Source organism: Nonomuraea basaltis (assembly GCF_005893125.1).
In the GTDB taxonomy this organism is placed as follows: domain Bacteria; phylum Actinomycetota; class Actinomycetes; order Streptosporangiales; family Streptosporangiaceae; genus Nonomuraea; species Nonomuraea basaltis.
The window spans coordinates 26,306-50,858 of record NZ_VCJS01000085.1; the positions used below are offsets into that span (position 1 = coordinate 26,306).

Consider the following 24,553-nt stretch of genomic DNA (forward strand, 5'->3'; position numbering starts at 1 on the left):
GGACAAATGAAAATCGTTACCATTATCGGCCATGCGCCTCGATCGTCGTGCCTTCCTCTCCGCCGCCGCCGCCGCCGTCGCCCTCGCCGGATGCGCCGCCCAAACCGCAACCGGAACCGTGTCGTCGCAGCCCAAGAGGGGTGGGCGGCTCCGGGCGGCGTTCGCGGGTGCCGGGGCCCAGGAAAGCCTGGACCCGCACCTCGCCAACCTGTTCCTCGAGGCGTCGCGGTCCAAGGCCATGTTCGACAAGCTCGCCGACTACGGGACCGACGTGTCGATCGTGCCGCGCCTGGCCAGCGGCTGGGAGGCCGACAAGAAGCTCGGCACGTGGCGGGTCACACTGCGCGAGGCGGCCTTCCACGACGGCAGGCCGGTACGGGCGGCGGACGTGCTCTACAGCTACGCGCGCATCGCCGACGAGAAGCGGACCTTCCGCGCCAAGGCGAACCTCGCCCTGATCGACATGAAGAACAGCCGCGCCGTCGGCGACCGCACGGTGGAGTTCGTGCTGAAGCGGCCCTACGCCGAGTTCCCCAACGTGCTGGCGGCCTTCGGCGCCTACATCGTGCCCGAGGGGGCCGACGAGTTCAGCCGGCCCGTCGGGTCGGGACCGTTCGCGTTCTCCTCGTTCCAGCCGGGCCGGTCGCTGCTGCTCAAGCGGAACCCGGGCTACTGGGACGGGGCACCGCACCTGGACGAGCTCGAATACCTGATCGCCAACGAGGAGTCCGCCCGGGTGAACGCCGTGCTCGGCGGGCAGGCCGACTACGCGCACGACCTGACCCCGGCCACGGCCCGCACCCACCAGGGCGGCGGCCGGATGGCGATCGCCCGGCTGAGCAACAGCGGCATGCAGGCGTTCGCGATGAAGGTGGACCGGCCGCCGTTCAACGATCCGCGGCTGCGGCAGGCCATGTTCCTGCTGGCCGACCGCGAGCAGATGATCGACAGCGTGCTGGCGGGAACCGGGCAGGTGGGCAACGATCTGTTCGGCAAGGACTACCAGTACTACGCGGCCGACATCCCGCAGCGCACCCCGGACGTGGAGCAGGCCAAGTGGCTGATCGACAAGGCCGGGGCGAAGGGGCTGAAGGTGCCGCTCGACACGTCGGCGGCGGCCAGCGGCTTCCTGGAGGCGGCGAGCGTCTTCGCCGACCAGGCCAGGCAGGCCGGGCTGGACGTGACCGCCAAGGTCGGCAACAAGGACACCTACTGGGCGGACGTGCTGAACAAGGGCGTTCTCTGCTGCTACCGCTCCGGCGCCATGCCCATCGAGACGCACATCTCGCAGCGGCTGCTCACCGGCTCCACCACGAACGCCACCAAATGGGCCCGCCCGGAGTTCGACGCCCTCTACGACCAGGCCGTCGCCAGCCCCGACAAGGCGAAGCGCGGGGAGCTCTACGGGGCGATGCAACGCACGCTGCACGCCGAGGGCGGCTTCCTCATCTGGGGCTTCGCCGACTGGCTGCTCGGCACCTCCCCCAAGGTGCGCGGGGTCGCCAACGCCCCCGCGAACACCCTGGGCTGGGCCAGCTTCGACAAGGTGTGGCTGGCTTGAGCGTCTCTGATTGGCTTGGTGATCCTGCGGATTACACAAGATCAAGACACAGTGATGTGTCCGGCATGCGCCAATCGTCTTCGTGCCCTGGTACCGATGGCCGGAGCCACGGCCCGTGTGAGCACGTCCCTCCGGACGCTGACCGGTCAGGCTTATTCGGCCTGACCGGGGAGGGTGCCCGACGTCGCCTGGGCGCCGGGCGTGCGCTAACACTATGTCACAACGTCACTACGGTTGGCTAATCCACATGGGTAACCTGGCAAGCTACGCGCTGCGCCGGCTGCTGCTCGGCGCGGCGCAGGTCGTGGCGGTGGCCACGCTGGTGTTCGCGCTGACGGAGGCGCTGCCCGGCGACGCCGCCGTCGTGCTGGCCGGCGACATCCCGGACGAGGAACGCATCGCCCAGCTCAGGAACGCCCTGGAGCTGGACCGGCCGGCGGCCGAGCGGTGGGCGGGCTGGCTGGCCGGGCTCGCGCGTGGCGACCTCGGCGTCTCGCTCCTCTCCGGACGCCCGGTGTCCGGCGTGCTCGCCGACGGCCTGCCGCCGACGCTGGTGCTGGCCGGGCTCACGCTGCTGCTGCTCGTGCCGATCTCGGTGGGCGCCGGCGTGATCGCGGCGGTGCGGCAGGGCGGCCGCCTCGACCGGGCGCTGACCACGGTGACCGTCGGCCTGTACTCGATCCCGGAGTTCGCGCTGGGCGTGGTGCTGGTGGCGGTGTTCGCGGTACGGCTCGGCTGGTTCCCTCCGACGGCGGTCGGCGCGCCGCCCAACCTGCTCCAGCAGCCCGCGCTGCTGGTCCTGCCGCTCGCGGTGCTGCTGGCCAGGCCGGTCTGCTCGATCAGCCGGCTGGTCCGCGCGGGCATGATCGACGCGCTCGCCTCCGGGTACGTGGCGCACGCCCGCCGGCTGGGCCTGTCCCACCGGCGGGTGCTCCTGACGCACGCGCTGCCGAACGCGCTGGCGCCCGGCGCGCAGCAGCTCGCCAGGACCACGGACTGGCTGCTGGGCGGGGTGATCGTGGTCGAGTCGGTATTCGTGATCCCCGGGCTCGGCACGCTGCTGAACGACTCGGTGGCGGCCAGGGACATTCCCGTCGTCCAGGCGTTGTGCGTGTTGTTCGCCGCCACCACGGTGGTGGTCAACCTGGCGGCCGACCTGGCGGCGTACCGGCTGGCTCCGAGGGCCTTCGCATGAGGGCGCGTCGTGGGGCCGGGTTGGTGCTGCTGGCCGTGCCGCTGCTGCTGGCTCTGCTCGGGCCGTGGCTGACGGGCGCGCCCGAGCCGCGCGGCGTCTCCTTCGCCGCCGTGCCGCCGCTCGGCACGGACTTCGTCGGGCGGGACGTGTGGGAGCAGGTGCTGCTCGGCGGCCGTTCCGTGGTGCTGGTGGCGGCGCTGGCGACGCTGCTCGCGTACACGGCAGGGGTGCCGCTGGGCATGGCGGCAGTGCTTGCCGGGCGGCGGTGGGTGGACGAGCTGCTGATGCGGCCGCTCGATCTGCTGCTCGCGGTGCCGTCGCTGCTGCTGCTCATCATGCTGGCGGCGCTGCTCTCGCCGGGGCCGGTGGCGCTGGTCGGGATCGTGGCGCTGATCGGGCTGCCCGAGGTGGTGCGGATCTCCAGGGCGGCGGCGCTGGAGGCGGCGGGCAGCACCGCGATGGAGGCGCTGCGGCTGCAGGGCGAGACGTGGTGGCGCCGGGCCATCGGCTACACCGGCCGGTCGATGCTCACCACGCTGCTCGCCGACGTCGGCGTCCGGCTGGTCGGCGCGCTGTACCTGGTGGCGTCGGCGAGCTTCCTCGGCGTCGGCCTGGCGCCGGACGCCAGCGACTGGGCGGTCATGGTCGATCGCAACCGGACCGGGATGTTCCTGCAGCCGTGGGCCGTGCTGGTGCCGGCGCTGCTGATCGTGGCCCTGTCGGTGGGGCTGAATCTGACGTTCGACCGGGCGAGGAGGCGGTGATGCTGCGGGTTTCGGGGCTGCGGGCAGAGGCCGGCGGGCGCGCCCTGGTGCACGGCGTGTCCTTCGAGCTGGCCGCCGGTGAGGTGCTCGCGCTGGTGGGGGCCTCGGGCAGCGGCAAGACCACCACGGGGCTGGCCCTGCTCGGCGAGCACGCCCCTGGGGTGCGCATCACGGGAGAGGTACGGCTCGCCGGCGGCGTCGTGGCCTACGTGCCACAGCACCCGTCCAGCGTGCTCAACCCGGTGCGGCGGGTCGGCGGCGTGCTGCGGGAAGTGGCGCGGCGGCAGGCGGCGCGGATGGTGGACGACCGGGCGGCCGGCCGGGTGGACGAGCGAGCGGCTGGCCGGGTGGCCGACCGGGGGGCTGGCCGGGTGGCCGGTTGGACCCGGTGGCGCGACGCCAGGGCCGTCGACGAGCGGATGCTGGAGGCCGCGCGGCGGGCACGCCTTCCGGTGGAGCTGCTCGGCCGCTACCCGCACCAGCTGTCCGGTGGCCAGCAGCAGCGGGTCGTGCTGGCCCAGGCGTTGCTGCTGGATCCGGCCCTGATCGTCGCCGACGAGCCGACCACCGGGCAGGACGGCCTCATCCGGTCGGAGGTGATCGAGGAGTTGCGCCTCCTGCGCGCGCAGGGCATCGGCCTGGTGCTGCTCAGTCACGATCTCGCCATGGTGCGCGCGCTGGCCGACCGGGTGGCGGTGATGCACGGGGGCCGCATCGTCGAGTCGGGCCCAGCCGCCACCGTGCTGGACGCGCCGCGCCACGACTACACCAGACGCCTGCTCGCCGCCCGCCCCGAGCCCCGGATCACAGCCGGCACCGAACCCGGGGTCACGGCCTGCGCGGACGACGTACCCGTGCTGGAGGTGCGCGACCTGGTGGCCGGGCACCGGCGGGCGCCCGTGCTGGAAGCGGTGAGCCTGAGCGTCGCGGCCGGCGAGTGCCTGGCCGTGGTGGGCAGGTCGGGCAGCGGCAAGACCACGCTCGCCCGCTGCGTCGCCGGCCTGCACCGGCCGGTGTCCGGCACGATCACTCTCGCCGGGCAACCGCTCCCCCGCCACCTGTCCAGGCGCGGACGCGACGTCCAGTACGTCTTCCAGGACGCCAGGGCCTCCTTCGACCCGTACCGGAGCGTGTCCGCCCAGGTCGCCAGGACGGCTGTGCGGCTGCGCGGCGCCACCGCGGACGAGGCCGCGGCACGGGCGATGGCATTGCTGTACCGGGTCGGCCTCGACGAGCGCACCGCCGGCCGCCGTCCGGCGGCGCTGTCGGGCGGCGAGCTCCAGCGGGCCGCGCTCGCCCGCGCCCTGCTCGCCGAGCCGCGCGTGCTCATCTGCGACGAGATCACCTCCGGCCTGGACGCGCTCGTCCAGGCCGCCATCCTCGACCTGCTCGACGAGCTGCGCCGCGACCTCGGCCTCACCCTGCTGCTCATCAGCCACGACATGGACGTGGTCGCCAGGCTCGCCGACCGCGTCGTGGCGCTCGATCATGGCCGGCTCATTCTGGAGGAATCGCCATGAATCCCTACGCCGTACGGCCCGCCCTGGCCCGCCACCTCGACGGCGCGCGGCGGGTCATGCTCGACACGTTCTACCGGGAGTTCGGCTACGGCTACCTGCCTGAGTGGCACTGGGACGTGCTGGACCTGGAGGGCACGTACCTGCGGCCGGCCCGGCACACGCTGATCGTGGCCCTGCACGGCGAGGAGGTGGTCGGCACCACGGCCGTGCGCGCGGGCGGCCCGAAGAGCCCGCCCCACCCGGAGTGGCTGGCCCGCCTCTACCCGGACGGTACGACGGCGCAGCTCTTCCGCGTGTACGTGGACCCGGCACACCGCAGGCACGGCCTGGCCCACGAGATGGTCCGCCAGGCCTGCCACTTCGTCTCGGAACACGACGACTACCAGGCCGTCTACCTGCACACCGACACCCGCGTACCAGGGGCGGAGGCGTTCTGGCGCTCGCTGGCCGAGCCGGTCTTCGACGCCCGCGACGGCGACCCCGATCACTTCCAGACGCTCCACTTCGAGCTCCCCCTTCCCGCCCGGACCGGGGAGCTACGGTTCACCGGAAACCATCCGTAATGCCCATTTGGGGCAGGGAATTGCGACAGGATCATGCGGGTGAGATATCGGATCGCTGTCCCACTCGTCACATTGCTCATGGTGCCGGCCTGCGCGCAGGTGGCGCCGCCGCCTCAAGCCGTTCCCGCCCCCACCACCAGCGCACCCTCCAGCGCTCCGCCCTCGACCACCGCCGCCGCGAGCCCGAACGCGTCCGGCCAGGACGCCCGCCCCGCGCTGGCCGAGACGCGCAGCACCAAGACGCGCGATCTCAAGGTCGAGGTCGTCGGGCTGAACCGGGTCAAGGGCAAGCACCTGGTGGCCCAGCTCCGGCTCACCAACACGGGCACGGAGAAGCACCTGCCGTGGACCGGCGAGATGGGCGACAACACGCGCCCGCTGGGGCGGATCCGGTGGGCGTCCGGCATCGGCGTGCTCGACGCGCAGGCCCGCACCTGGATCCTGCCGTACCAGCCGGCCGACTTCCCCTGCCTGTGCACCGACGAGGACCGCGACGGCGTCGGCTACTTCATCGACCCCGGCCGGTCGATCACCGTGTACGCGGTCATGCCCGCCCCTTCCGGCAATCCCGCCACCGCCACGGTCGTCACGCCGGTGGGCCCGCCGATGCCGGACGTGCCGATCAGCGACGAACCGCCGGCCACGGCACCCGGCATGACCATCCCCGACCCGGACGCCGAGCCCGTCACCACCGTCACCCGGCGGCTCGTGACCCCGTCGGAGTCGCTGGACCAATCGGAGGAGACCGCCGACGACGGCACGGACCTCCAGGTCAACCTCTCGTCGGACGTGCTGTTCGCGGTGAACGAGGCCACGCTCACCGCCAAGGCGAAGGCCGTGCTGGCGCGTACCGCCAAGCTGATCGACGCGTCGCCCGGCGCCGCCGTGAAGGTGGAGGGGCACGCGGACTCCTCCGGCACCGACGCCATCAACGACCCGCTCTCCGAGCGCCGCGCCCAGGCCGTGCGGAAGGCGGTGTCCGGGCTCGTCACCAGGCAGGGTCTGGCTTTCCAGGCCAAGGGGTACGGCTCCCGCAGCCCGCTGTACAGCAACGACACCGACGAGGGCAAACGGCGCAACCGGCGGGTCACGGTGACGTTCGCCAAGCCGGAGACCGCCGGCGCCGAGCAGCCGGCCACGCCCTCGGCGTCCGCCACCCCGGGCGTCACGGGGCTGACGGGCACCGGGAAGGCGGACGGCCAGCCGATCTCCATGGAGGTGACGGGGCTGCGGCGGCTCCCCGGCGGCCTCGGGCTGCTGACCTACCGGATCGCGAACGAGGGTGACGCCGAGGCCTGGTTCAACGAGCTGAACGACGCGCGCGACTGGATGTCGTTCAAGTACCGGGCGGCCATCAACGTGACGCTGACCGACGTGGCGGCGGAGCGGCAGTACCTGCCCGGCAGCCTCCAGGTGCCGGCGGACGGCGGCCGCGTGGACTCGTACTGCGCCTGCACGGATCTGTCCGGCGTGCGCCTGGGGACCGAGAAGTTCGGGCCCGGGGAGGAGAAGGTGTTCTGGGACCTGTTCGCGCTGCCCGAGGGCGTCACGACGATGAAGGTCAAGATCGCGAGCTTCCGCGACCTCCAGGTGCCCGTCCGGTAGAGGCGCGCTCAGCCGGTCATCCCGATGAAGAAGGCGGCGGGGACCAGCGCGACGGCGAGCGCCACGGCCTGCCACCGCGGAGCCGGGCCATCCTTCAGCACGGTGACGCCGAGGGGCACCAGGGCGACCGCGAGCCCGGCCAGGGCGACCAGCGAGATCGGGTCGCTGCTGCCCTTGAGCACGCCCAGCGGCAGCCCGGCCGCCAGCGCCAGGGCGACGCACCGCGCCACGCCGAGGGCCTTGGCGCGGTAGGCGCCGACAGCGAGCACGATCCAGCCGCCCATGATGCAGATGGTGACCGCCTTGAAGACGTGGAAGGCCCCGTACGTGCCGGCGACCGCCTCCTGCGCCGCCGTCAGGCCGAGGGCGTCCACCAGCCGGAAGGCCAGGTGGCTCACGCCGGCGTGGAACACCCGGCCGAACAGCCCGAGCACCACCAGCGTGGCGCCCCACCTGGCCCAGCCCGGATGCGTCACCCCGATCCGCCGGGCCAGCGCGGTCACCGCGGGCCACAGCAGCACGATTCCGGCCGCGTACAGGCTGTAGGAGAAGATCATCCTCTCCGGCGCGGCGGCGTAGGCGGCGAGCTGGCCGGGGAAGAAGTCGTCCTCGCCGGCCCGGGTCAGTACCCCGGCGAGCAGCAGGAGCGGCCCGAGCAGCAGCCCGGTCCCCTCGACCCACCGACCGGGGACATGTGTGATCGTCATGCCACCGATTGAAGCGGCGGCCGCGCGCGAGCACACGGGCGCTGCCGCGAGAGCCGTACCTATTGCCAGCGCTACCTTTGGTACGGAAGTGAATATTCCCGACAGAAGGGACCGAGCACGTGCTCGACGATGCCGGCCTCCAGGCGCTCCGCGAGGCCGCGCGCCTGTCTCCGGACAACCTCCCGCTCCGCCGGCATCTCGCCGGGCAGCTCCTGACCAAGGGATACCTGGCCGAGGCGGAGGCCGAATTCCGGGCCGCGCTCGTGCTCGCGCCCAAGGACGCGGACGTCGCGGCCGGGCTGGCGGAGGCGTTCGTGCGGCAGAGCCAGTACGGCGCGGCGCTGTCGGTGCTCGAACCGTTCCTGGCCATGTTCCACCGCTACCCGCCGCGGATGGGAATTCTCGCGGCCAGGGCGATGCTCGGCGAGGGCGAGAAGGGAAAGGCGACCTACCGCTACCACGAGGCGATCTCCCGCGATCCTTCCCTCGCCGACCCCGAACTCGCCGAGCGGCTGCCGATCCCGGGCCGGAAGCCCGCCCCGCCGGCGCCCGCCGTCCCGCCAGGGCCCGCTGCCCCGCCGGCGCCCGGTGAGCCTGCGTACGCCACCCCGCCGGGCGCGCCGGCGTACCCGGCTCCCGACTCCGCGCCCGGCCAGGCGGAGGTGGAGCGGTCGAAGCTGACCTTCGCCGACGTGGCCGGGATGGAGGCGGTCAAGGAGTCGCTGCGGGTCAAGCTCCTGCTGCCGATCCAGCAGCCGGAGCTCTTCGCCGCGTACGGCAAGCGTGCCGGCGGCGGCGTCCTGCTGTACGGGCCCCCGGGAGCGGGCAAGACCCACCTGGCCAGGGCCGCCGCCGGCGAGCTCGGCGCGTCGTTCGTCAACGTCGGCCTGGCCGACGTCCTCGACATGTACATCGGCTCCAGCGAGCGCAACCTGCGCGCCATGTTCGACATGGCCCGCCGCAACCGCCCGTGCGTGCTGTTCTTCGACGAGGTCGACGCGCTGGCCGCGCGCCGCTCCGACATGCGGCAGGCGCACAACCGGCAGCTGGTCAACCAGTTCCTGGCCGAGCTCGACGGCGTGGACCAGAACGCCAACGAGGGCGTCCTGGTGCTGGCGGCCACGAACGCGCCCTGGTACATCGACGTGGCCTTCCGCCGCCCCGGCCGGTTCGACCAGCTCGTGTTCGTGCCGCCGCCCGACGCCGCGGCGCGCGCGGCCATCCTGCGCATCCTCTGCCGCGACAAGCCGCTGGCCGAGATGGACTTCGACGCGGTCGCGAAGGTCACGGAGCACATGGTCGGCGCGGACCTGAAGGGCGTGGTGGACCGCGCGGTGGAGGTCAAGCTCCAGCAGTCGATCAGCGCGGGCCACGCGATCCCGATGTCGACCTCCGACCTGCTGGCCGCCGCCCAGGGCGCCCGCGCCACCGCCGTACGCGAATGGATGGCCACCGCCCGCAACTACGTGCTGCACGCCAACGAGTCCGGCGCCTGGGACGAGCTGATGCCCTGGATCAAGGCCAGATGGTGAAGGTAGACGAGTCGCTCCAGCGCGCGCGGGCGCTGCTGCAGCTGGGCCGGCCCGCCGGCGCCGAGCGAGAACTGCGCGGCGTGCTCGCCGTCGAGCCGCAGCATGACATGGCGCACTGCCTGCTGGCCCTGGCCCTGGTCCACCAGGGCAAGGGCCTGGAGGCGATCGCCGCCGCGCAGGAGGCGGTACGGCTGGTGCCCGAGCACTGGTACCCGCACTACGTCGCCGGGCAGGTGTACTACCGCCTTCGTCTGCCCAACCAGGCGGCGGCCGCCGCCGAGGCGTCCCTGGCCCACTCCCCCGAGCAGGCGTCGACCTGGGAGCTGCTGGCCCGAGCCCACATGCTGAAGGGCCAGTGGCGCCAGATGGCCGACGCGGCCCGCCGCGGGCTGGCCATCGATCCACAGGTGTCCGACCTGGTCAGCCTGCTGTCAATGGCGCACACCAGGCTCGGGGAGGCCGAGCCGGCCCGGGCCGCCGCCGCACACGCCCTGCAGCTCAATCCGGAGAGCGCCACCGCGCACCTGGCGTCCGGCAGGGCGGCGCTGGCCTTCGGCGACCCGAGGGCGGCCGCAGACTCCTTCCGCGAGGTGCTCCGCCTCGACCCCGGCTTCGGCCCGGCCAAGGATCTCCTGGTGACGGCGCTCAAGCAGCGCAACCCGCTCCAGCGGATCCTGTCGAACCTGCGGCGCCGATACCGAGGCGGCTGGCGGCTGGTGTTCCTGCTGCCCGTGGCCCCGCCGCTCATCGCGGTCTTCGTCCTCATCGCGCTCATGCACTGGGCGGCGTGGGTCTCCGAGGCGGTGACCGTGCTGCGGCTGGCCCGCGCCAAGGCCACCCGGCTGCTCTTCGAGGGCGCCGAGGCCCGCGTGGCCATGGCGTGCTGCGCCCTCGCCGTCGCCGGGGCGGGGGTGCTCGTGCTCGGCATCGCGCTCGGCCTGGAGGCCGTCGGCACGGCGGGCGTGGCGGTCATGGCCCTGATCACCGCCGTGCAGGAGGCCACGCACACCGGCTCGCCCCGTGGCCGCAAGGTGCTCTACGGCTGGGCCGGACTGCTGGTCGTGGCCATCGCCGCGGCCGTGATCGCCGGCGCGCCGGTCGTCGCGCTGCTGGGCGTGTACGCCGGCCTCGGCACGATCTGGGTCGCGGCGGGCGTGCGGCGCTTCTTCCTGGACCACAACACCGCCGAGGTCTAGCCCCCCGGGAGGGGGCGGCGGACGATGGCGCCCGCCTCCTCCTGGCCCATGCCGAACATGCGCAGCACCTGCTCGGCCAGCTCGTCCGGCGAGTTCTCGTCCACGAGGTCCGGATGCTCGAGCCAGAGCTGCAGGAACCCCAGCAGCGAGCCGCCCGCGCCGGCCAGCGCCACGTGCGGGTTCTTGACGCGGAAGCGCCCGGCCTCCATGGCGCGGCGGATGTCGCGCAGCGCCCGCGGCGCCAGCCCCTTGTCGGAGTCGATGTACGGCAGCCCGGTGCGGGTGAGGATGCGGGCGATCTGCGGATGGGTGGCGGCCAGCCGCCCGGTCAGCCTGACGGAGGCGGCGAAGACCTCGGCCGGGTCCTCGATGCCGGCGGTGAGCTCGTCGAGCAGCTGACCGTGCTCCTCCAGCACGTCGCCGATCGCGGCCTGGAACAGCTCGTCCTTGCTCCCGAAATGGTTGTAGAAGGAGCCGAACCCGACGTCGGCCGCCTCGGTGAGCTCCTGGATGCTCACCTCGGCCATGCCCTGCCGCGCGAGGAACGCCCTGGCGGCGTCGATGAGCGCCTGCCTGGTGCGGGTCTTGCGCCGCTCCAGCCGGGACGCGGGCCGCGGATCCGACGACTTCACACGCCGATCATAGCGGGCTTGACAGATGCATCCCTCATTTCTGATGATTTCATCATCAGTGATGGTTCAATCATGAGGTGGCTATGGAGAGCGCGCACGCCAACCTGCACAGCGAGCGCGGCCCGCTCCGGGGTGAGCACCCGGGCCGGGCCCGCGATCCGGTGATCAAGGTCATGGATCTGGCCTGGCTGGAGTTCGAGAAGACGGACCTGGTCCGGGCGGAGTCGTTCGCCCGCGACTTCGGCTTCGCCGTGGCTGCCCGTACGCAGGACGCCCTCTACCTGCGCGGCACCCTGCCAGGCCCGCACTGCGTGGTCGTCCGCCGCGGCCCGCGATCGCGTTTCGTGGGCCCGGCGTTCCGGGCGGCCGCAGCGGCGGACCTGGTGCGGCTGGCCCGGGCCACCGGCGCCGACGTACGCGAGCTGGACGACGTGGGCGGCGGCCGGGTCGTGGACCTCCGCGACCCCAGCGGCATCCCGGTACGCGTGGTCCACGGCATGGCCGACATGCCGGCCCAGCCCGAGCAGCCGGTGCTGACCATGAACACCGGCCTGGACCACCCTCGGATCAACCGCACCCAGCGGCCCGCGCCCGAGCCGGCCCGGGTGCAGCGGCTCGGGCACGTGGTGCTGGAGACCAGGTGGTTCGAGCGGGCGCTCGACTGGTACCTGGACACGCTCGGCATGATCGTCAGCGACTTCCTCTTCCTCGACGACCAGCGCGACCGCGGCCCCACCATGGCGTTCGTCCGCTGCGACCGGGGCGCCGAGCCAGCCGACCACCACACGCTGGCCATGCATCTCGGGCCCGGGGTGGGCTACGTGCACTCGGCGTACCAGGTGGCCGACATGGACGCGGTCGCGGCCGGCGGCGAGTACCTGACCGGCCGGGGGTACCGGCGTGTGTGGGGCATCGGCCGGCACGTGCAGGGCAGCCAGATCTTCGACTACTGGCGCGACCCCGACCGCCTGATGGTCGAGCACTTCGCCGACGGCGACCTGTTCGACCGCACCCTCGAGCCCGGGTGGGCACCCATGTCGGCCAGCGGACTGGCGCAGTGGGGCCCGCCCGTCACCCGCGACTTCCTCGGCACGAACCCGTCACCCAAACTGCTGCGCACCGTGCTGACGGCGCTGCGCGAGGACAACGAGATCGACCCCGCCCGCCTGCTGGGCCTGATGAAAGCGATGAACACGTGAGCGTGAACGTACTGCGGACCGCCGGCTCCTGGTGGGTCGAGCGCGACGGGCAGGCCGTGGCGGTGGACACGGCCGCCGAGACCACCGCCGAGCTGCTGGCCGATCGCGACGCGGTGTCGGCGGCGGCCGGGGAGGGCGTGCCGGTCGAGGAGCTGGAGCTGCTGTCGCCGGTGACGACCCCGTGCCGGGTCGTGGCCCAGATGGTGAACTACCGGTCCCATGCCAAGGACTCCGGGTTCGACCCGGACCGGGTGCCGATCACGTTCTTCCGCAAGGCGTCGGGCTCCGTGGCCGGGCCGCACGACACGATCGTCAAGCCGCGGCACGTGCGGCTGCTGGACTACGAGATCGAGCTCGGCCTGGTCATGGGAGCGGACCTGCCGGTCGGCGCGACCGTGACGGACGCCGAGCTGCCGGACTACGTCGCCGGTCTGGTGATCGCCAACGACGTGTCGGCCAGGGACGTGCAGCTGCCCAAGACGCAGTTCTACGAGAGCAAGTCCTACCCCACGTTCACCCCGCTCGGGCCGCGGCTGGTGCTGCTGGAGCCCGCCGAGTTCGGCCGCCTCCTCGATCTGCGGCTACGGCTGTCGGTCAACCAGGTCCCCAGGCAGGACCGCACCCTGGCCGACATGATCGCCGGGCCGGCGGCGGCGCTGACGGCGCTGGCCGGGTTCCAGGCGCTGCGCCCCGGCGACGTGCTGCTGACCGGCACGCCCGGTGGCACCGCGCTGAAGGCGCCGCCCAAGCCGGTCGAGCTGCTCGGCGCGCTGCTCCCCGCCGAGCTGAAGTGGAGGCTCTTCTTCGACCGGCAGGCGCGGGTGCCCGCCTACCTGCGGGAGGGCGACGTGGTCAGCGCGCGCATCGCGACCGGCGACGGCGCCATCGACCTCGGCTGCCAGCGCACGCCGGTGGCGCACGCATGAGCGCCGAGCCCGCGCCGGAGGCCGGCGGCGTCCCACGCCTGGGCATCGCGCCGGACGTCGTGCCCGTGCTGATCGCCGGGGCCGGGCCTACCGGGGTGACCGCGGCGACGCTGCTGGCCAGGCACGGCGTACGCAGCCTGGTCGTGGACCCCCACCCCGGCGTCTATCCGATGCCCAGGGCGGTGCACCTGGACGACGAGGTGATGCGCATCCTGCAGGCGCTCGGAGTGGCAGGCGAGTTCGCCGCCATCAGCTCGCCCGCCCCAGGCATGCGGCTCGTGGACGGAGACCTGCGGACGATCGCGGAGTTCCGACGCGACCGCGCCGGGAGCCGCCACGGCTGGCCGCAGGCGAACATGTTCGACCAGCCTGACCTCGAAGCCCTCCTGCGCGCGAACCTGCGCCGCCACCCCGAGGCCGAGCTGCGGCCCGGCACCGAGGTCGTGCACATTTCCCAGGACGTACGCGGCCCCGTCCGGGTCCTGCTGCGCGACGTGGCCGGCGGGCGGCAGGAGGAGGTGCGGGCGCACGCGCTCCTCGGCTGCGACGGCGCCAACAGCATCACCCGCAGGTACGTCGGCGCCCGCATGCGCGGCCCGCGCTTCGCGGAGCCGTGGCTGGTGGTGGACGTGCGCTGTGCCGTGCCGCTGGACGTCTGGGACGGCATCCACCAGGTGTGCGATCCGGAGCGGCCGGCCACGTTCATGCGCATCGGCCCCGAGCGCTACCGGTGGGAGTTCCGGATGCGTACCGGCGAGAGCGAGGCCGAGCTGACCCGGCGCGACACGCTGCTGCGGCTGATCTCGCCCTGGACGCGCGGGGTGCCCGAGGGCGAGCTGCGGCTGCTGCGGCAGGCCGCCTACACGTTCCGGGCGCAGGTGGCCGACCGGTGGCGCCGCGGCCGGGTGTTCCTGCTCGGGGACGCGGCCCACCTGACGCCGCCGTTCATCGGCCAGGGCATGGGCGCCGGGCTGCGGGACGCCGCCAACCTGGCGTGGAAGCTGGCGCTCGTGCTGTCGGAAGGGGGCGACGAGCGGCTGCTCGACACGTACCAGGCGGAGCGGGCTCCGCACGTCACGCACGTGATCAGGCTCGCGGTCGCGGTGGGGTTGGCGATGGCGGGCGGCCGCGAACCGCACGCGACGGCGGCCGTACGGCGGCTGCTGCTCGCGCAGGCCGCCCGGATGCCGGCCATCCACCGCGTCACCGCGCACGGCACCTCACCGGCCCTGCACCGAGGGCTGCTGGTACGGCGGCGCTCGCCACTGCCACCCGGCCTGCCCGGGTCCCTCGTGCCGCAGCCCTGGGTCGAGGTGGGCGGGGAGCACCGCCGCCTCGACGACGTGCTCGGCGACTCGTTCGCCGTCATCAGCCTCGGACCGCTGGACGCGGACCTGGCCTCCCTGGCCCGCCGCCTGCGTGCCACCGTCGTCCACGTGCGACGCCCGGACCGGTGGCCCGCTCCCGCCGGCGGCCAACGCGAACAGCCCGCCTGCCTCCCCGGCCATCGCTCCGAGCCGCCCGGCGAGCACGCCGCGCAGCACGGCAGGCCGGTGGTGGTCGAGGACGCGACGCTCGACAGATGGCTGCGGGACGCCGGGGCCGCGGCGGTGCTGGTGCGCCCCGACCGCGTGGTGCTGGCCGCCGCCCCCTTCCCGCGCAGGCCGGGGCCGGTCGGAGCCGCGATCGTCCGAGACGCGGCCGCCTGGCTGCCCCTGCTCCCACCGGCCCGCACGACCCGCGCCACCCGAACAGCGGACGCCACCCCTGCCGGACCGTGTGAACCCCCACATGCCGCATCAGCCAGGAGCCATCCGATGACCCAGGTCGAAGACACCACGGGAGCCTCATGAGTGACCTCGTCGCGATGCGCAAAGCCGGTCTCCACGTCGCGGAGACCGCCGCGCCCGTGCTCGGGTTCACGCTCGTGTACGCCACCACCACCCGCCTCCCGCTCGCCCTGGCCACCGGCCTCGGCATGGCGGCGCTGGTCGCGATCCACCGGTTCAGGCAGGCCCGCAGCATCTGGCCGGCGGCGGGCGGGTTCGCGCTGACCGCCGGGGCGGCCGCCATCACCGCCCTGTCGGGAGAGGCCACCGACTTCTTCCTCCCCGTCCTGCTCCTCCGCACCGCGGTCGTCCTGATCACCCCGATCATGCTGCTGCTGAGATGGCCGCCGGTCGGCCTGGCGGCCGGCGTGCTCACCGGCCGCGGCCTCGCCTGGCGGCGCTGCCCGGTGCGGCTGCGGGCGTACACGATCGCCAACCTCGTCTGGGTCGCGGCCGAGGGCGCCCTCGTGGCCAACCAGGTGCGCCTCTACCTCGCCGACCGGGCCGTGGCCATGGGAGCTTTCAAGCTGCTGGTCGAGGTGCCGGTCCACGTACTGCTGGCGGTCCTGATGTGGGGCATCTACCGCCGCCTGACCCGTCAACCCTGTGACTGCCACCAAGGAGAACGATCATGACGACCACCGTGACGCTGACCGGCACCGGCGTGCCGATCCCCTCGCCCGGCCGCGCGGGCGCGGGCGTCCTGGTCCGGTACGGCCGGACGGCGCTGCAGTTCGACGCCGGCCGGGCCACGGTGCTGCGACTGACCGAGGCCGGTACGGGATTGCACGAGCTGAGCGCGCTGTTCGTCACCCACGTGCACAGCGACCACGTGATCGGGCTGCCGGACGTGGTGATGGCACGGTGGATCCAGGACCACGTGTGGAAGACGGGCCCGCTCGACATCCTCGTGCCCGAGGGCGAGGCCGCGGGCTTCGTCGAGCGCATGCTGGACCCGTACAAGGCCGACATCGCGCTGCGCATGGAGCACGTGCAGAAGGCGCCGCCGGAGCCGCGCCTGCACCCGTTCGCCTGCTCCGCGCGCCCGCGGGAGGTGTGGTCGCGGGACGGCGTCACGGTCGAGGCGGTGGCCGTGCACCACGAGCCGGTGCCCGACGCGGTGGCCTACCGGGTGCGCACGCCGGACGGGACCGTGGTGATCTCGGGTGACACGCGCGTGTGCGAGGAGGTGGAGGAGCTCAGCCGGGGCGCGGACGTGCTGGTCCACGAGGCATGCCGGACCACGGCGCTGCACGCGGCGGTGGCCGGGACGCCGTTCGAGAAGATCTTCTCCTACCACGCGGACACGGTGGCGCTGGGCGGGCTGGCCGAGCGGGCCGGGGTGGCGCAGCTCGTGCTCACGCACCTGATTCCCGCGCCCGACGATGCGGCGGGCGAGGCGGAGTTCGCGTCCGACGTGCGCTCGGGCGGCTATCGGGGAAGAATCACCGTGGGTCGCGACCTGACGACGGCGACGATGGGCTGATCCAACGCTCCTGGAGCGGGCATCCATGCACACTCCGTGAGAGGCGGTGACGCAAAGGGAGCGATGCCGGTATATTGATCATCCCCCCGGCCCTCAGGAGGCTCCATGAAGGGACCTGCGAAAAAGTCTCCGCCGCTCGTGCTGGATCCCGTCCTGATCATCGGCACCGGTCTGTCGGTCCTGCTCGGCGTGATCTTCTACGTCCGTGAGGACACCGCCCAGGGATTGGCACTCGTTGCCGGTCTCATCGGCGGCGTCATCACGTTACAGGTGCAGACCCTGCTCAGGGAGAAGCGCAGGATCGATCACGAGACCACCGTGGGCCAGCTGGTCTCCACCATCGAGAAGATCCCATGGCTCCCCGACCTCATGGTCCCCATGCTCCGTGCGGCCAAGCACGTGGAGCGCGAATATCCCGGCACCCCGGCCGTCGACGCGTGCCGGGCGGCGTTCGAGGAGTGCCTGCGCACTCTCGCCGACCTGGAGCGGGGCCACTTCCGCACGCCCTACGGCGACAACGCGGTGTTCCAGCGCCTGATCGACCAGACGAAACACACCATGTGCGCCACCAGCGTGCCCTCGGTGGATCTCACCTGGTGGCGCGAGCCGGTCGGCAGGCAATACTGGCAGGCACAGCTCGAGGCGATGAAGCGGCGCGTGAAGATCCGCAGGGTGTTCATCTACCGCGAGTGGACCGACGAGCTCGACGAACTGGCGCGCGAGCAGGTCGCCGCCGGGGTCCAGGTGCGCCGGGTACACGTCGACCGGCTCCCCGCCGCGATGCGGGTGATCAGCGCAGTCTGGGACGGCTCGTGCGGCCACGAGCTCAGCTACACCGCCGCGGGTGAGGCCGTCTACGACACGTTCACGGTCTCGCCTCCGGATCTCGAACGGCTGATGACACAGTTCGAGATGATCGAGAGGAGCGCCGTGGAGCTGGACGAGCCGCGGACGCCGGACTCCGTCTCCTCCTGAGCCCTTCGGCGGTCAGCACGGCGAGCGAGACCCACAGCAGCGCGAACGCCGCCCACCTGGCCGCCGGCATGACCTCACCGAACACCAGGACCCCGACCAGGAACTGCACGACCGGCTCGATGAACTGCAGCATGCCGACCAGGCTGAGCGGGATCCTCGTGGTCGCCGCGCTGAACAGCAGCATCGGCGCCATCATGACGAACCCGGAGCCGATGCCGAGGAGGGTGTTGGCCACGGACACGTGCCCGAACGTGGCCTGGCCGGACGCCTGGATCACGACCGTGTAGACCGCGGCGAAGGGAAACAGCACGGCCGTCTCCACCATCAGCCCTTCGACGGCCCCGGCGCCGACCCGCTTCTTGATCAGACCGTACGCGCCGAAGGTGGCGGCCAGGGTGAGCGCGATCCAGGGAAACCCGCCGTACGCGACCGTGAGAACGGCCACGGCGACGGCGCCCAGCCCGATCGCCGCCCATTGCCCGGCCCGCAGCCGCTCTCCCAGGAGCGCCACCCCGAGCATGACGCTGACCAGCGGGGTGATGAAGTAGCCGAGCGAGGCGTCGACGACGTGGCCGTTCATCGTGGCCCAGATGAACAACGCCCAGTTGACGGACGTCAGGACGCCGGCGAGGGAGAGCAGCGCCAGGTCGCGCGGCCGGCGCACGATCGCCGCCACCTGGCGGCGGCGGCCCAGCGCGAGCACCAGGATCCCGACCGCGACCGGCGACCAGAGCACGCGCAGCGCCAGGATCTCGACCGCGCCCGTGGGCTCGACCAACGGCCAGTAGAGCGCCGACAACCCCCAGATCAGGTACGCCGCCACGCCGAGCAGGACACCTTGGCGTGCAACGGACATCCGTCAACAGTACGCGCTCACCCCGGGAGGCCGCCCGCCGCGCTCTCCCGGACGATCAGCCGGTGGAGGAAATGTATGCGGCACGTACCCGCCTGGTATGTGAATTGTCAGGCCCATTTCTAACGTTTCCGATGATCCCCAAAACGCCAAGAGAGGCGGTTCGCGTGAGAATCGGAAAGTTGAGCGACTGGCTGCTGGCCAAGGTAGTCCCGGAGCACTCGGCGCAGGCGGCGTGCCCGTGCTGGTACGAGGGCACCACCTGCCTGGTCCGCAAGTGCTGCACCTGGGGTGCCTCTTGCGGTACCGGCGAGTCGTGCGGTCCCTGGCACTGCAACTGCTGCTGACGGCCGCATAGATGACCATGTTCGCGTGGACGGCCGGTCTCCTCGCGGTCGCCGGACTCCTGCTGGTCCTTGTGGTCCTGCGGCGGCGGCTCGCCGTCGTCGTGGTGTCCGGCCTCAGCATGGAGCCGACCTTCCACGCGGGCGACCGGCTCCTGGTCAGGCGGATGCGGCTGGCCCGGATCTCCGTCGGAGACGTCGTCGTGTTCGAGACGCCCGACTGGCTGGGCATCGGCGAGCCGCCACCGCCCGAGCGGCGCTGGATGGTCAAGCGTGTGGTGGCGCTGCCCGGTGACCCGGTCCCGGAGTCGGTCCAGGCTGTGGTGCCGGAGCGCCGGGTGGCGCCGGACCGGCTGGTCGTCCTGGGTGACAACCCGTCGGCCAGCTTCGACTCCCGGCAGTGCGGGCTCATCGACGCGGGCACCCTGCTGGGAGTCGCACACCGCCGCATCTCCTGACCGGCCGTCCGTCGTAGTGGGAGGAGAGCTCCGTGGAGTACGTCGCCCTGGGCTGCCGCACTCTGGTGGCCCTGCTGTTCCTCGTGTCGGCGGCGAGCAAGCTGCGCGGCAGCAGCGCGTACGCCGATTTCCTGGCCGCGACCCGCAGGCTCGCGCCGCCGTGGCCCCCCGTCCGCGTGGCGGCGGCGGCCGTGGTGGTCACCGAGCTCGCGATCGCGGCGCTCGTCGCCGTGCCCCGCACCGTACAGGCGGGGTTCGCGCTGGCCCTGGGCCTGCTGGCGGCGTTCACCTGTGCGATCGTGGCCGCGCTGCGGCGGGCCGAGCGCGCCCCCTGCGCGTGCTTCGGCGCCTCCGACCGCCCGCTCGGCCACGGCCATGTGGCACGCAATCTCGTCCTCATGGCCGTGTCCGCCCTGGGACTCCTCACGTACGCGCCCGTGACCGGCGACGTGGCGGCCATGCTGACCGCCGTCGCCGCCGGAGCGGTCGCCGCCATCGTCGTGGCCCTCGGCGACGACCTGATCGACCTGTTCAGCCCGACTGCCTGACCTGGAGGTCAGCCATGCCCTATGTCGTCACGCTCGTCACTCTGCTGAGCGTGCTCTGCCTGCTGAACCTGGCGCTGACCGTCGGCGTGATCCGGCGGCTGCGCAAGCATTCCGAGGCCCTCGCCACCCGCTCCGACGACGGGCACGGGCGGCAGGCGATCCTGCCCGAGGGCGCGGTCGCGCCGCCGTACGACACCGTGGCCACCGACGGATCCACCGTCTCCCGGGACCTGATCACGCAGCCGGTCCTGGTGGGCGTCTTCTCTCCTGGCTGCGACGCCTGCCACAAGGCGATGCCGGACTTCCTCGCCGCGGCCGAGCGCTTCCCCGGAGGTCCTGAGCAGGTCCTCGCCGTGATCGTCGATCAGAAGGGAGAGGCGGGGCCGCTGCGGGCGGAGCTGGAGCCGGTGGCACGGGTGGTGGTCGAGGACATGGGCGGGCCGGTCACGTCGGCGCTGGAGGTGCAGGCGTTCCCTGTCTTCGCGCTGGTGGGCGGCGGCGGCGGCCGGATCATGGCCAGCGGGCTGCGGTTGACCCAGGTCTTTTCGCTCACCCGGGTATAGCCGCCGTGATGTCGAAGCCCACCTTCCCCGAGACCACCGCACCGGCTGTGGCCGGGCCACCGGAGCCGGCCGGAGCCGGGGACGTACGGATGAAGGCGAGCCCGGCGGCTCTCGCCCGCGCGCTCGGAATGGCCTGGCAGGCGGGCCGGTGGCACGTGTTCGCGTACGCGGTCCTGACCCTGTTCGAAGCGGCCGTGCCCGTGGCCACCGCCTGGCTGACCAAGACGGCGCTGGACGTGATCGCGCACCGGACGTCCGGCCCGTCCGCGCTGGTGGTGGTGGGAGCGGGGCTGGCGGTGGCGGGCGTGGCGGCGGTCACGTTCCCGCACGTCTCCAGCTACCTGCGCCAGGAGCTCCAGCGCCGCACCGGGCGCCTGGCCCAGGACCGGCTCTTCGCCGGCGTGGAGCGCCTGACCGGCCTGGCCAAGTTCGAGGACCCCGCGTTCCTGGACCGGATGAGCCTGGCCCACACGTCAGGCGGCGCCACCCCGAGCGCGGTGGTCTCCGGGGCGCTGGCGATCTGCCGCGGGTTCGTCACGGTGCTGGGGTTTCTCGGCTCGCTGCTGGTCGTCAGCCCGCTGCTGGCCGGCGCGGTCCTGGTGGCGGCGCTGCCCGCGCTGGCCGCCGAGCTGCGCCTGTCTCGCCAGCGCGCGTCCATGATGTGGCGGATCGGGCCGATGGAGCGGCGCGAGCTGTTCTACCGCCAGCTCTTGACCAGCGTGCGCGCCGCCAAGGAGTTGCGCCTGTTCGGCGCCGGCCGGTATTTCCGGTCCAGGATGAACGCCGAGCGGGTCGCGGCCGACTCCGAACGCCGCCGCCTCGACCGCCGGGAGCTCGGCGTCGAGGGCGGGCTCGGGCTGCTGTCCGGTGTGATCTCCGGAGCCGGGCTGATCTGGGCGCTGTTCGCCGCCATGGAAGGCCGGCTCTCCGCGGGTGACATCGCACTGCTCGCCACCTCGATCGTCGGCGTGCAGTCGGCGCTGGCCGCGCTGGTCAGCGAGGTGACGATGGCGCACCAGCAACTGCTCAACTTCGCCTACTACCTGACCGTGACCGGCGCCGAGCCCGACCTGCCCGTGCCCGCGCGGCCGGTGCCGCCGCCCGTGCTGCGGCACGGCATCGAGCTCCGCGACGTGTGGTTCCGCTACTCCGCCGACCATCCCTGGTCGCTGCGCGGCGTCAGCCTCACGATCCCGCAGGGCTCCGCGGTCGCCCTGGTGGGCAAGAACGGCGCGGGCAAGAGCACGCTCGTCAAGCTGCTGTGCAGGTTCTACGACCCGGACCGGGGGTCGATCCTGTGGGACGGCGTCGACCTGCGCGACCTGGACCCGGCCGAGCTGCGCGGCCGTATCGGCGCGGTGTTCCAGGACTACATGGAGTACGACCTGACCGCCACCGAGAACATCGCGATCGGCGACGTGGCGGGCCGCGAGAGGCTGACCGCCTCCGCCGGCCGGATCGAGGCCGCGGCGCGGAAGTCAGGGGTCCACGACGCGGTCAGCGCCCTGCCGCGCGGCTACGACACGCTGCTGACCCGGATGTTCTTCGGACTCGATCCCGAGGCCGGGGTGGTGTTGTCGGGCGGGCAGTGGCAGCGGCTGGCGCTGGCCCGGGCGATGCTGCGTGCGGAGCGGGATCTGCTGATCCTCGACGAGCCGAGCTCCGGGCTGGACGCCGAGGCCGAGCACGAGATCCACAACCGGCTGCGCGAGTATCGGGCGGGGCGTACCAGCCTGCTGATCTCGCATCGGCTGGGAGCGGTGCGGGAGGCGGACATGCTCGTGGTGCTCGACGCCGGGCAGGTGGCCGAGCAGGGGACGCACGAAGAGCTGATCATGCTGGACGGCGTCTACAGGAAGCTCTTCAACCTGCAGGCCCAGGGTTACCAGCCCGCCGACGCCTGATCACAGGAAAGCCCGGCGACACCCGTGGCGCGGGGCCGTCGGCGGCGGGAGAAGGGATGGCTTGGTGGCCACAGGGGCGGGTGAAGGGAGGCGGCGGTCATCGGCGGCCGGTGAAGCGAAGCCGGCGGCGGTGGCAGCGGGGGCGGCGGCCGTGCCAGCCCAGTGCGGGGCCGCTCAATCGCGGATCCCGGTTCAGCATGAGGTGGTGCAGCTCGGCCAGCTCCGGCCCGGGGGCGATGCCGAGCTCGCGGTCGAGCGCCCGCCGCGCCTCGGCGTACACCGTCAGCGCGCCCGCCACGTCCCCGGTGCGGTACAACGCCACCATGAGGTGCCCCCACAGGCGCTCTCTGGTGGGCCGCAGCGCCAGCGTCTCTCGAAGGCCGCCGATGATCTCGCTGTGCCTGCCGAGCGCCAGCCTGGCCCGCGCGCACTCCTCGACCGCCAGGTAGCGCTGCTCCTCCAGGGCCTCGAGCTGGGCGGCCACCCCGACGGTCCTGGGCAGGTCCTCGGCCGCGGCTCCCCGCCACAGCGCGAGCGCCGCGGTCAGGTATCCCAGCGCTTCCTCATAACGGTCGCCCGCCATCGCGGCGCGCCCCTGCCGTACCCGCTCGTTGAACTCGGCGACGTCCAGCTCGCCGGGCTCGGCGGTGAGGAGGTAGCCGCGCGGGTGTGCCCGCAGGCGGCCGTCCAGGTCCTTGCGCAGCAGGTTCGCGTAGCTGCGTACGTTGGCCAGCGCCGACTTGGGCGGGCTGTCCTCCCATAAGGCGCTGAACAGGCGGTCGCGGGAGACCGTGCGGTTCGGCTCCAGCAGGAGGCAGGTGAGGAGCAACCGCTGTTTCGTCGTCCCCAGCGGGACGACAGCGTCATCACGCCAGAGCCGTACCGGTCCGAGGATGCCGAATCGAAGACCCATTCATTCCTCCCGCACGCGGTTTTGGGAGCGCTCCCACGACACGGTATGTATATGTCGATCATGTGTCAATGGGCTCCCACTACCGGTGAGGTCACCATGTCCAGAGCGGCCGGACCGCACGGCTTCGCATGAAACTTTCACACGTTCCCCCAGGTCATGGCGGCTGACGGCACACCGCGCGTTGACGGCGCCGAAGAGGGCGGCCCAGCATGACGCCGCGCTTCCCCTCCCCGGAAGGACACCCCGTAGGCGGCGCTGACAGCGGGACGGGCGCTCGCTTGCGCCCGCCCGAAGCCCCGGTGTCAAAGCCGCCCGGTTCCCGGCGTGGGGGACAATCGAGACCGTGCAGTTCGGCATCCTGGGCCCGTTGGTGGTGCGGTCCTCCGGCGGAAGCCCGATCGCGGTCGGCGGGCCCCGGCCGCGTGCCCTGCTCGCGCTGCTGCTGCTCGACGCGGGGCGGATGGTCAGTGTCGAACGCCTCATCGACGGCCAGTACGGCGACCGTCCGCCGGCCGGCGCCGCCAACGCCATCCAGGCGCAAGTTTCCCGGCTCAGGCGCAACCTGCCTGCTCAGCTGATCGAGTTCCACGGGACGGGCTACCGGCTGGCGGTCGATCGGGAGGACGTGGACGCGCACCGGTTCGAGCGGCTCACCCGCGAGGGGCGGCGGCTGCTCGCCGGCGGCCATTCCGCGGGCGCGGCCGCCGTGCTCAAGGATGCCCTCGACCTGTGGCGCGGACCGGCGTTCGCCGACCTGGCCGATGCGCCGTTCGCGGGCGCGCAGGCGCAGCGGCTGGAGGAGCTGCGGTTGTCGGCGGTGGAGGACCTGCTGGAGGCCGAGCTGGCCCTTCCCCACGCCACCCCGGTGGCCGCGCTCCGGGAGCTGGTCGCCGCCCACCCGCTGCGCGAGCGGGCGCGGGGGCTGCTGATGCGGGCGCTGCACGGGGCCGGCCGGCAGGCGGAGGCGCTCACGGTCTTCGACGACACCCGGCGACTGCTCGCCGACGAACTCGGCGCCGACCCGTCGCCCGAGCTGGCGGCCCTCCACCTGGAGCTCCTGCGCGGCGAGCGGCACCGCGAACGCGTCACCCGAGTCTCCCCGCCGGCCCAGCTGACCAGCTTCGTGGGACGGGAAGCCGAACTGGCACGCATCGACGAGCTGAGCGGCGCCCGCCTCGTGACGATCGTCGGCCCGGGCGGCACGGGCAAGACCCGACTCGCCATCGAAGCCACGACCCGTCACCCCAGCCCCTGTCTCTTATACACAGCGGATGCGTCCC

The 24,553-nt window shown here is 72.7% G+C and carries 24 protein-coding genes; 20 read left to right on the forward strand and 4 right to left on the reverse strand.

Going from position 1 to position 24,553, the window contains the following annotated elements:
- Positions 1–31 precede the first annotated feature (31 nt).
- From EJK15_RS33695 to EJK15_RS74980, 6 genes are all read left to right on the forward strand, one after another.
- Positions 32–1,561, forward strand: a complete 1,530-nt coding sequence (locus EJK15_RS33695) for an ABC transporter substrate-binding protein (protein WP_138714528.1) — start codon at positions 32–34, stop codon at positions 1,559–1,561.
- A 247-nt stretch (positions 1,562–1,808) separates the two neighbouring features.
- Positions 1,809–2,756 (forward strand): ABC transporter permease, encoded by a 948-nt coding sequence (locus tag EJK15_RS33700; RefSeq protein WP_138714529.1) that lies wholly within the window; start codon positions 1,809–1,811, stop codon positions 2,754–2,756.
- Complete coding sequence (locus EJK15_RS33705; protein ID WP_138714530.1) at positions 2,753–3,520, forward strand: ABC transporter permease subunit; 768 nt, start codon at positions 2,753–2,755, stop codon at positions 3,518–3,520. The genes EJK15_RS33700 and EJK15_RS33705 overlap by 4 nt, the downstream gene beginning before the upstream one ends.
- The gene (locus EJK15_RS33710) at positions 3,520–5,040 is read left to right on the forward strand and encodes an ABC transporter ATP-binding protein (protein ID WP_171074679.1); all 1,521 of its coding nucleotides are present in this window, start codon (positions 3,520–3,522) and stop codon (positions 5,038–5,040) included. The genes EJK15_RS33705 and EJK15_RS33710 overlap by 1 nt, the downstream gene beginning before the upstream one ends.
- Complete coding sequence (locus tag EJK15_RS33715; protein WP_171074680.1) at positions 5,037–5,603, forward strand: GNAT family N-acetyltransferase; 567 nt, start codon at positions 5,037–5,039, stop codon at positions 5,601–5,603. The genes EJK15_RS33710 and EJK15_RS33715 overlap by 4 nt, the downstream gene beginning before the upstream one ends.
- Positions 5,604–5,642: 39 nt before the next feature.
- Positions 5,643–7,208 carry an OmpA family protein gene (locus EJK15_RS74980; RefSeq protein ID WP_240777383.1) on the forward strand — a complete coding sequence of 522 codons (1,566 nt, stop codon included), beginning with the start codon at positions 5,643–5,645 and terminating at the stop codon, positions 7,206–7,208.
- 8 nt (positions 7,209–7,216) lie between these two features.
- Here the strand turns inward: EJK15_RS74980 and EJK15_RS33725 are convergent, their stop codons facing one another.
- Entirely contained in the window at positions 7,217–7,915 is a 699-nt protein-coding gene (locus EJK15_RS33725; protein ID WP_138714532.1) for a hypothetical protein, read from the reverse strand.
- A gap of 119 nt (positions 7,916–8,034) precedes the next feature.
- On the opposite strand from EJK15_RS33725, the gene EJK15_RS33730 reads away from it, so the two are divergent.
- Together EJK15_RS33730 and EJK15_RS33735 are read left to right on the forward strand one after the other, a co-directional pair.
- Positions 8,035–9,447, forward strand: coding sequence for an ATP-binding protein (locus EJK15_RS33730; protein WP_138714533.1), 1,413 nt, complete (start codon positions 8,035–8,037; stop codon positions 9,445–9,447).
- Positions 9,441–10,643, forward strand: coding sequence for a tetratricopeptide repeat protein (locus tag EJK15_RS33735; protein WP_171074681.1), 1,203 nt, complete (start codon positions 9,441–9,443; stop codon positions 10,641–10,643). The genes EJK15_RS33730 and EJK15_RS33735 overlap by 7 nt, the downstream gene beginning before the upstream one ends.
- On the opposite strand, the gene EJK15_RS33740 is transcribed toward EJK15_RS33735, so the two are convergent.
- Entirely contained in the window at positions 10,640–11,275 is a 636-nt protein-coding gene (locus EJK15_RS33740; RefSeq protein WP_240777384.1) for a TetR/AcrR family transcriptional regulator, read from the reverse strand. The genes EJK15_RS33735 and EJK15_RS33740 overlap by 4 nt on opposite strands.
- Before the next feature lie 83 nt (positions 11,276–11,358).
- On the opposite strand from EJK15_RS33740, the gene EJK15_RS33745 reads away from it, so the two are divergent.
- The 6 genes from EJK15_RS33745 to EJK15_RS33770 all read left to right on the forward strand — a co-directional run bounded on the left by EJK15_RS33745 (position 11,359) and on the right by EJK15_RS33770 (position 17,690).
- The gene (locus EJK15_RS33745) at positions 11,359–12,474 is read left to right on the forward strand and encodes a VOC family protein (RefSeq protein WP_138714536.1); all 1,116 of its coding nucleotides are present in this window, start codon (positions 11,359–11,361) and stop codon (positions 12,472–12,474) included.
- A 2-nt stretch (positions 12,475–12,476) separates the two neighbouring features.
- Entirely contained in the window at positions 12,477–13,400 is a 924-nt protein-coding gene (locus tag EJK15_RS33750; RefSeq protein ID WP_240777385.1) for a fumarylacetoacetate hydrolase family protein, read from the forward strand.
- Positions 13,397–15,253: a bifunctional 3-(3-hydroxy-phenyl)propionate/3-hydroxycinnamic acid hydroxylase MhpA gene (gene mhpA, locus EJK15_RS33755; RefSeq protein ID WP_138714538.1), complete on the forward strand. Its 1,857-nt coding sequence runs from the start codon at positions 13,397–13,399 to the stop codon at positions 15,251–15,253. Before EJK15_RS33750 ends, mhpA begins: the two co-directional genes overlap by 4 nt.
- Complete coding sequence (locus tag EJK15_RS33760) at positions 15,250–15,864, forward strand: DUF3159 domain-containing protein (RefSeq protein ID WP_138714539.1); 615 nt, start codon at positions 15,250–15,252, stop codon at positions 15,862–15,864. Before mhpA ends, EJK15_RS33760 begins: the two co-directional genes overlap by 4 nt.
- Complete coding sequence (locus EJK15_RS33765; protein WP_138714540.1) at positions 15,861–16,715, forward strand: MBL fold metallo-hydrolase; 855 nt, start codon at positions 15,861–15,863, stop codon at positions 16,713–16,715. The genes EJK15_RS33760 and EJK15_RS33765 overlap by 4 nt, the downstream gene beginning before the upstream one ends.
- Positions 16,716–16,820: 105 nt before the next feature.
- Entirely contained in the window at positions 16,821–17,690 is an 870-nt protein-coding gene (locus EJK15_RS33770) for a hypothetical protein (RefSeq protein ID WP_138714541.1), read from the forward strand.
- Here the strand turns inward: EJK15_RS33770 and rarD are convergent.
- Complete coding sequence (rarD, locus tag EJK15_RS33775) at positions 17,581–18,546, reverse strand: EamA family transporter RarD (RefSeq protein ID WP_138714542.1); 966 nt, start codon at positions 18,544–18,546, stop codon at positions 17,581–17,583. The two genes, EJK15_RS33770 and rarD, sit on opposite strands and share 110 nt — an antisense overlap.
- Before the next feature lie 164 nt (positions 18,547–18,710).
- Here rarD and EJK15_RS33780 point away from each other — a divergent pair, with 164 nt between their 5' ends.
- The 5 genes from EJK15_RS33780 to EJK15_RS33800 are packed head-to-tail and all read left to right on the forward strand — an operon-like array spanning position 18,711 to position 22,360.
- The gene (locus tag EJK15_RS33780; RefSeq protein ID WP_138714543.1) at positions 18,711–18,890 is read left to right on the forward strand and encodes a hypothetical protein; all 180 of its coding nucleotides are present in this window, start codon (positions 18,711–18,713) and stop codon (positions 18,888–18,890) included.
- Between the two features lie 11 nt (positions 18,891–18,901).
- Positions 18,902–19,345, forward strand: coding sequence for a signal peptidase I (gene lepB / locus EJK15_RS33785; protein ID WP_206061248.1), 444 nt, complete (start codon positions 18,902–18,904; stop codon positions 19,343–19,345).
- 32 nt (positions 19,346–19,377) lie between these two features.
- Positions 19,378–19,893, forward strand: coding sequence for a MauE/DoxX family redox-associated membrane protein (locus EJK15_RS33790; protein ID WP_138714544.1), 516 nt, complete (start codon positions 19,378–19,380; stop codon positions 19,891–19,893).
- A gap of 14 nt (positions 19,894–19,907) precedes the next feature.
- On the forward strand, positions 19,908–20,456 hold the full coding sequence (locus tag EJK15_RS33795) for a TlpA family protein disulfide reductase (RefSeq protein WP_138714545.1): 549 nt from the start codon (positions 19,908–19,910) through the stop codon (positions 20,454–20,456).
- An 8-nt stretch (positions 20,457–20,464) separates the two neighbouring features.
- Positions 20,465–22,360, forward strand: coding sequence for an ABC transporter ATP-binding protein (locus EJK15_RS33800; RefSeq protein ID WP_138714546.1), 1,896 nt, complete (start codon positions 20,465–20,467; stop codon positions 22,358–22,360).
- A 97-nt stretch (positions 22,361–22,457) separates the two neighbouring features.
- Here EJK15_RS33800 and EJK15_RS33805 read toward each other — a convergent pair whose 3' ends face one another.
- Complete coding sequence (locus EJK15_RS33805) at positions 22,458–23,273, reverse strand: AfsR/SARP family transcriptional regulator (protein WP_138714547.1); 816 nt, start codon at positions 23,271–23,273, stop codon at positions 22,458–22,460.
- 343 nt (positions 23,274–23,616) lie between these two features.
- Between EJK15_RS33805 and EJK15_RS33810 the strand changes: the two genes are divergently transcribed.
- Positions 23,617–24,553, forward strand: a 937-nt coding sequence (locus tag EJK15_RS33810) for an AfsR/SARP family transcriptional regulator (RefSeq protein WP_138714548.1), incomplete at its 3' end; no start/stop codon positions are given.